This is a genomic window from Klebsiella sp. 28 (genome assembly GCF_018223905.1).
Classification (GTDB): Bacteria; Pseudomonadota; Gammaproteobacteria; order Enterobacterales; family Enterobacteriaceae; genus Klebsiella; species Klebsiella pneumoniae.
This window is the reverse complement of sequence record NZ_JAGRQY010000235.1, coordinates 1-6077: the sequence shown is the minus strand read 5'-3', so window position 1 is coordinate 6077 and position 6077 is coordinate 1. Positions and strand designations below refer to the sequence as shown.

Annotated in this window: 7 protein-coding genes; 1 reads left to right on the top strand and 6 read right to left on the bottom strand. The window is 61.9% G+C overall.

Going from position 1 to position 6077, the window contains the following annotated elements:
* The 5 genes from KHQ28_RS27075 to KHQ28_RS27055 all read right to left on the bottom strand — a co-directional run.
* The coding region (locus tag KHQ28_RS27075; RefSeq protein ID WP_211777755.1) for a HipA N-terminal domain-containing protein at window positions 1-798 on the bottom strand (798 nt) is incomplete at its 3' end.
* Window positions 798-1064, bottom strand: a complete 267-nt coding sequence (gene hipB, locus KHQ28_RS27070) for a type II toxin-antitoxin system antitoxin HipB (protein WP_004176198.1) — start codon at window positions 1062-1064, stop codon at window positions 798-800. The genes KHQ28_RS27075 and hipB, both read right to left, overlap by 1 nt.
* A gap of 265 nt (window positions 1065-1329) precedes the next feature.
* On the bottom strand, window positions 1330-1656 hold the full coding sequence (uraH, locus tag KHQ28_RS27065; RefSeq protein ID WP_004215084.1) for a hydroxyisourate hydrolase: 327 nt from the start codon (window positions 1654-1656) through the stop codon (window positions 1330-1332).
* Window positions 1653-2153, bottom strand: a complete 501-nt coding sequence (gene uraD / locus KHQ28_RS27060; protein ID WP_032418978.1) for a 2-oxo-4-hydroxy-4-carboxy-5-ureidoimidazoline decarboxylase — start codon at window positions 2151-2153, stop codon at window positions 1653-1655. Before uraD ends, uraH begins: the two co-directional genes overlap by 4 nt.
* On the bottom strand, window positions 2131-3510 hold the full coding sequence (locus tag KHQ28_RS27055) for a nucleobase:cation symporter-2 family protein (RefSeq protein ID WP_032418979.1): 1380 nt from the start codon (window positions 3508-3510) through the stop codon (window positions 2131-2133). The genes uraD and KHQ28_RS27055 overlap by 23 nt, the downstream gene beginning before the upstream one ends.
* Window positions 3511-3855: 345 nt before the next feature.
* Between KHQ28_RS27055 and hpxO the strand changes: the two genes are divergently transcribed.
* Window positions 3856-5010, top strand: a complete 1155-nt coding sequence (hpxO, locus tag KHQ28_RS27050; protein WP_002904783.1) for an FAD-dependent urate hydroxylase HpxO — start codon at window positions 3856-3858, stop codon at window positions 5008-5010.
* Here hpxO and hpxR read toward each other — a convergent pair.
* Window positions 4991-5914 carry a LysR family hpxDE operon transcriptional regulator HpxR gene (gene hpxR, locus KHQ28_RS27045; RefSeq protein WP_032418980.1) on the bottom strand — a complete coding sequence of 308 codons (924 nt, stop codon included), beginning with the start codon at window positions 5912-5914 and terminating at the stop codon, window positions 4991-4993. The two genes, hpxO and hpxR, sit on opposite strands and share 20 nt — an antisense overlap.
* Window positions 5915-6077: the final 163 nt, after the last annotated feature.

Here is a 6077-nt window from a genome sequence, read left to right as displayed (position 1 = left end):
TTTCATCGCTGAAGGAAGACCAAAAGCCTGACACAGATCCTCCTGCGGCAGACGCAGCAGCACCCGTCCCTCCTGCGCCCAGCGCCGGTCGAAGCGGGTTACCGCCAGGGCGCGGATCCGCGGGGTGGCGATGATCTCCGCTTCCGGCACCGCCAGGCCCAGTTCTCTGGCCAGCGCCAGGCACAGAAACTCATTATCCACGCTTTCACGCAGATCCAGCGTCGCATTGGGCTGCTTGATCTCGCCGATGGGCAGCTTAATGATATGCGTGGTCGGCGTGGCGCCCTGCGGAATACACCACTGCTCGCCCATCCGCAGCAGCGCCGTTTTCTCCTGGGCGCCGGCCACCGAGATACGGAAATCGTCCTGGCTGGTAATCATCCCGAGGGGGATATCCGACTGGTAAGCGGTCAGCAAAGCGGTGAGCTGCGCCTCGTCCAGCGTCTGCCAGCGTAATCCTTCCAGGTGCGCCTCTTCCCCCGGCGGCAGGAGGGTCACCGCCCCTACGCTATCCCGCCCGACTTCGGCCAGCAGATCGAACGGCTGCTTCGAGCGCGCCTGATAGCGCCTGACGATCCGGTCGCGGACCTGCGGGCTGTCGGGCAGCAGGTTATCAAAATAGTGATACACCGCGTCGGCAGTGATATTGCCATACTGCAGCGGCAGTGAGAGGGAGAGCGGTCTGGCGCGCGGGCTGCGCAGCCACTCTTCCTCATAGCGAAAACTGTGCGCCCCGTTAGCCTGGCGGGTTAAGGTTCCCACGCGCACATTGTTCATCCAGGTGGTAAGCGTCGCCATTACCAGTCAAGGTCCGTGTTGTTATCGGGAGCCGGCGCCGTCTCAGCAGCTTTGGCGTTCAGCATCATCACCACCCCCAGCGACTGGAGGATCTTAAACAGCGTGGTTAAGGTGGTTTTGTCGGGGTGATTTTCAAAATTGGACAGCGTGGCCTGCTTAATGCCGATCCGCCTGGCCAGCGCATCCTGGGTCCAGTGGTTCTGCTGGCGCAGCAGCTTCAGGTAATTGGCCAGCTGCACGGGACTGTATATCTGCGGGGAATTCATCGCCTTGTTCCTCACCATCATTTATCCCCCTGTCGGGATAAACTTGGTTTTATACCCTACAGGGGATAATGTCAAGGATATCCCCTGGTGGGGATAAGAGAATAATTATCCTTGTGTGGGGATAAAACAGGAAGGATGATCGCCGGAGCCACCTGTACATGCCCGGTGGCGGCTGCGCCTTACCGGGCCTACGGGCTGTCTCTACCCGCTCCGTTACGATCCAGGCCGGGCAAGCGCAGCGCCGCCCGGCAGCGGGCAGCCGCGCTTAGCTGCCGCGGTAGGTGGACCACCCGCCCGGGGCGATGAGAAACGGCAGATGGAAATGGTCCTCTGCCGCCTCGCCGATGACAAAATCAATCTGCGCCCGGGTAAAGACGCTCTCGCGCCCGGCGCGGGCAAACCACGCCCCGGTTTCCGCTGTTAAGCAATAGTGCCCCGCCGGCAGCGGCGCGGCGCTAAAGGTGGCGATACGCCCCTGGGCGTTGGTCACCAGGTTCGCCAGCGTCTCGCCCTCCCGGCTCAGGCTGACCGTTACGCCTTCTGCCGGCGTACCGGTGGAAATATCCAGAATATGGGTGCTCAGGGTACTCATTCGCCAATCACTCCTTCCAGTCTTAACATCGTAATCTCTCGCAGCTGGGCAAGCGCCTCGGCCACTTCTTCGTCGGCGGTATGCTGCAGCCGGCGCGTCAACGCCTGCAACATCTCTTCGCCGCTGCGCCCTTTGGCGCGGATTAAAAACACCCGGCCAAAGCGGGCTTCGTAGCGGGCATTCCCCTCCCGCAGGGCCTGCGCGAGCCGCTCATTCTCGCTGTCCACCGACGACTGCTCCTGGCGCGACAGCGCCGCATGCGCCTGGCTGCCGGTCGGCTTCTCACCGATCCGCGGATGGGCGCTGAGCGCCGCGTTCAGCTCGTCCTCTCCCCAGTTAGCCATCGCCTCCCGGGCGGTCTGCAGCAGCGCATGGCGGCTGGCGAAAGGTCGTAAGCTCACCAGCGTCTCGCCCCAGGCCGGGATCGCCACGCAGGGGGCCAGCAGCCCCGCCGCCTCATCTTTGCTCAGGCTGTTAAACTGACTCAGCGCGATCATCCTGACTCCTTAACGATTTCGTCGCCGCCTGCTCCTGCGGCAGAATAAGGTTCAGCGCTATCGCTACCAGCCCACCGCTGGTGGCTGCCGAACCGAACAGATCGCCGACCATCGGCGGAAAATGGCTGAGAAACGCCGGCACCGACTCCACGCCAAGACCCGCGCCAAACGCCAGCCCCACGATCAGCACATCGCGACGGCTCAGCGGGGTCTGGGTAATAATCCGGATCCCGGCCGCCACCACGCAGCCAAACATCACCATCGTTGCGCCCCCCAGCACCGGCGCCGGGATCTGCCGCAGCAGTTCGCCCACCGGGGGGAACAGCCCGAGCAGGATCAGAATCACGCCAATGTAGCGTCCGACATAGCGGCTGGCCACCCCGGTCATCTGGATCACGCCGTTGTTCTGCGCGAAGGTGGTGTTCGGAAAAGCACAGAGCATGGCCGCCACCATACAGCTGACGCCATCCGCCAGGATACCGCCCTTCAGCCGGTTACGGAAAGCGCGATCGTCAACAGACTGTTGTGAAATCAGCGAGTTGGCCGTCAGATCGCCCACCGCCTCCAGAATACAGACCAGCGACACCAGGGCGACCGGCAGAAATATCGCGCTGTTAAACTGAAAGCCGAACGGAAACAGCGTCGGCAGGCGAAACAGAGTGTCGCCCAGGCTGTGAAGATGGAACTGACCGCTCAGCCCCGCTGCGATGCAGCCCACGGCAATGCCCACCACCACCGAGGAGAGCCGCAGCCAGCGGTTTTTGGCGCAGCTCAGCAGGACGATAACCCCGAGGGTGCCCGCCCCGAGCGCGATATTGCTCATGCTGGCGAAATCCTCGGCCTTTTCCCCACCGCACCAGTTGATGACGCTGACCTTGATCAGGCTGATGCCGATCAGCGCAATCACGCTGCCGGTAATGATGGGAGTAAAGATTTTCTTCAGCGGTTCGATAAAGCGGCTGACAATCACCGGCACCAGAGCGGCGACAAAGTTAACGCCAAACAGCATCGCCATCATATCCTGCGGCCCGCCGCCCTGCGCTTTTACCCACATCCCTCCGGCCACCGTCACGCCGAGGAAGGCAAAACTGGTGCTCTGCATGCAGATCATCCCGGCGCCGATGCCCCATACCCGATTGGACTGCAGAAAAGTGCCGATGCCCGAGGCCAGCAGCGACATACTGATGAGATACGGCAGCCAGTCGCCAAGCCCGAGGGTAGCGCCGATGATCAGCGGCGGCGTGATGATCCCCACCAGGCCCGCCAGCACATGCTGGAGAGCGCTGAAAAAGGCCGGAAGCGGTGGGATCCGCTGTTCAAGGCCGTAAAGCAGGCCACTGTGATGTTCGTCAGACATAGTGATATCCCGTAGCAAAGAGAAGTGCATGGGCTAGTGCACAAAGCAGGCCAGAGACGACAAAAGGGCACCAATAAATTTATTATCACTTCAAAATCATCAACTTAGATTACGCTCGTGATGCATCACCCCTCTCCGCTGCTGAACCAGGCGCCTGAAACGATAGATTCTTAATGCAACATACAGAAACTTTTGATTCATAAAAAGGCAACCAATACCTCACATTGCACCGATGCGGTGCGTCATGAGCCATCGCTGTGCCTCAGGCAGGCGGTTTTCCTCCCTCCGGCGAACTGGTACGCAAATTGCTGTAGTCAGTCACAACATCGGGAGAAGGAGAAAAAAATGAAAGCAATCGTGATTGGCGCCGGCATCGGCGGTTTAAGCGCGGCAGTGGCGCTCAAACAGTCGGGGATCGACTGCGACGTCTATGAAGCGGTGAAAGAGATCAAACCGGTCGGCGCAGCGATTTCCGTGTGGCCCAACGGCGTGAAGTGCATGGCCCACCTCGGCATGGGCGACATCATGGAGACCTTCGGCGGGCCGCTGCGCCGGATGGCGTATCGTGATTTCCGCAGCGGCGAGAACATGACCCAGTTCAGTCTCGCCCCGCTGATCGAACGCACCGGCAGCCGCCCCTGCCCGGTCTCCCGGGCAGAACTGCAGCGGGAAATGCTGGATTACTGGGGACGGGACAGCGTGCAGTTCGGCAAACGCGTCACCCGCTGTGAAGAAGACGCCGACGGCGTGACGGTATGGTTTACCGACGGCAGCAGCGCCAGCGGCGATCTGCTGATTGCCGCCGACGGCAGCCATTCCGCACTGCGTCCGTGGGTGCTGGGCTTTACCCCGCAGCGCCGCTACGCCGGCTACGTCAACTGGAACGGTTTGGTGGAGATAGATGAAGCGCTGGCGCCCGGCGATCAGTGGACCACCTTTGTCGGCGAAGGCAAGCGCGTCTCGCTGATGCCGGTCTCCGCCGGCCGGTTCTACTTTTTCTTTGATGTGCCGCTTCCGGCGGGTCTGGCGGAGGATCGTGACACCCTGCGCGCTGACCTCAGCCGCTACTTTGCCGGCTGGGCGCCGCCGGTGCAGAAGCTGATCGCCGCCCTCGACCCGCAGACCACCAACCGCATTGAAATCCATGATATCGAACCTTTCAGCCGCCTGGTGCGCGGCCGCGTCGCGCTGCTCGGCGATGCCGGACACAGCACCACCCCGGATATTGGCCAGGGAGGCTGCGCGGCGATGGAAGATGCAGTGGTGCTGGGCGCCGTTTTCCGCCAGACCCGAGATATTGCGGCCGCCCTGCGCGAGTATGAAGCCCAGCGCTGCGACCGGGTTCGTGACCTGGTGCTGAAGGCGCGCAAACGGTGCGATATTACCCACGGGAAGGATATGCAGCTCACCGAAGCCTGGTACCAGGAGCTGCGTGAGGAGACCGGGGAGCGCATTATCAACGGCATGTGCGACACCATCCTCAGCGGGCCGCTGGGCTGACCGTCGCCATGGATTCGATCACCGCACTCAGCGTCTGAATGGCCATTTGCGCGGGCCGCGAAAGCTGACGCGAGGGCGCAGTACACAGCGCCAGGGTCAGCGGTCGCAGTAGCGTACTGCGCAGCGGGACAAAGGCCAGCTGTCCACGCTGGACCTCGTCCAGCACGTCGAGCAGGCTAAGGAGCGTCACGCCGCTGCCGCGCAGCACCAACGACTTGATAAGCCGGATATCATTGCAGCTGATGGTATTCTCCGGCGCAAAGTCATGGTGGCGATAGAGGAGCGCCACCCGCTCATGGACGATCAGCGGCGCGCCGGGCACGATATGCCGCTCCAGGCTGAGCTCGCCCAAAGACAGCGCTTTCGCCCCCGCCAGGGGATGGTCCGGACGCATCACAATCCCCACCGCCAGTTCGGCAAAGGCCAGCACGCTGAGTCCAGCCTGCCCCTGCGGATCGAGGATCAGGCCGACGTCCAGGTCCGCCTGACGCACTTTCTGGCTGACGGTGTGGCTGTCAGCCACCTGCAGATCCAGCTCCAGCCACGGCCAGCTGGCGATGATCTCCGCCAGCGCGGCGGCGAATCCCCCTTCCGCCAGCGCCTGCACCATGCCAACGCTAACGCTTCCGCGCTTCATCCCCTGCAGCTCATCGAATTTCTGCCGCGTCTGGCGAAACTCCTTTTGCCAGCGCAGCAGGTTGTCATACAGCAACTCACCGGCGGTGGTCATCCGCAGTCCCTCCGGCAGGCGCTCGAACAGCGGGGTACCGAAGGCCTCCTCGGCCTGCAGGATCTGGCGGTTAATTGCCGAGGCGGAGATATGCAGCTGCTCGGCGGCCCGGCGCAGACTGCCGCAGCGGGCCACGGCGATGAAATAGTGCGCGAAACGGGAAAATGGACTCATGGCGCCCCTGTACTCTTTTTTGCAACAGCAGAGTGAATTAATGGTGATGGATGTGAACACCCTAATATGACAACAATAATCTCACAACAATAAAACAATCACCGATGTGAGCAGGAAGAGAAATCATGAAGACAACCACCCCCACGCCCCCCGCCCATTGCAC

What these genes read in the sequence shown, in the direction of transcription:
- hpxR (WP_032418980.1), bottom strand. Translation starts at nt 5,914, where the DNA reads ATGAGTCCATTTTCCCGTTTCGCGCACTATTTCATCGCCGTGGCCCGC.
- hpxO (WP_002904783.1), top strand. Translation starts at nt 3,856, where the DNA reads ATGAAAGCAATCGTGATTGGCGCCGGCATCGGCGGTTTAAGCGCGGCA.
- KHQ28_RS27055 (WP_032418979.1), bottom strand. Translation starts at nt 3,510, where the DNA reads ATGTCTGACGAACATCACAGTGGCCTGCTTTACGGCCTTGAACAGCGG.
- uraD (WP_032418978.1), bottom strand. Translation starts at nt 2,153, where the DNA reads ATGATCGCGCTGAGTCAGTTTAACAGCCTGAGCAAAGATGAGGCGGCG.
- hipB (WP_004176198.1), bottom strand. Translation starts at nt 1,064, where the DNA reads ATGAATTCCCCGCAGATATACAGTCCCGTGCAGCTGGCCAATTACCTG.
- uraH (WP_004215084.1), bottom strand. Translation starts at nt 1,656, where the DNA reads ATGAGTACCCTGAGCACCCATATTCTGGATATTTCCACCGGTACGCCG.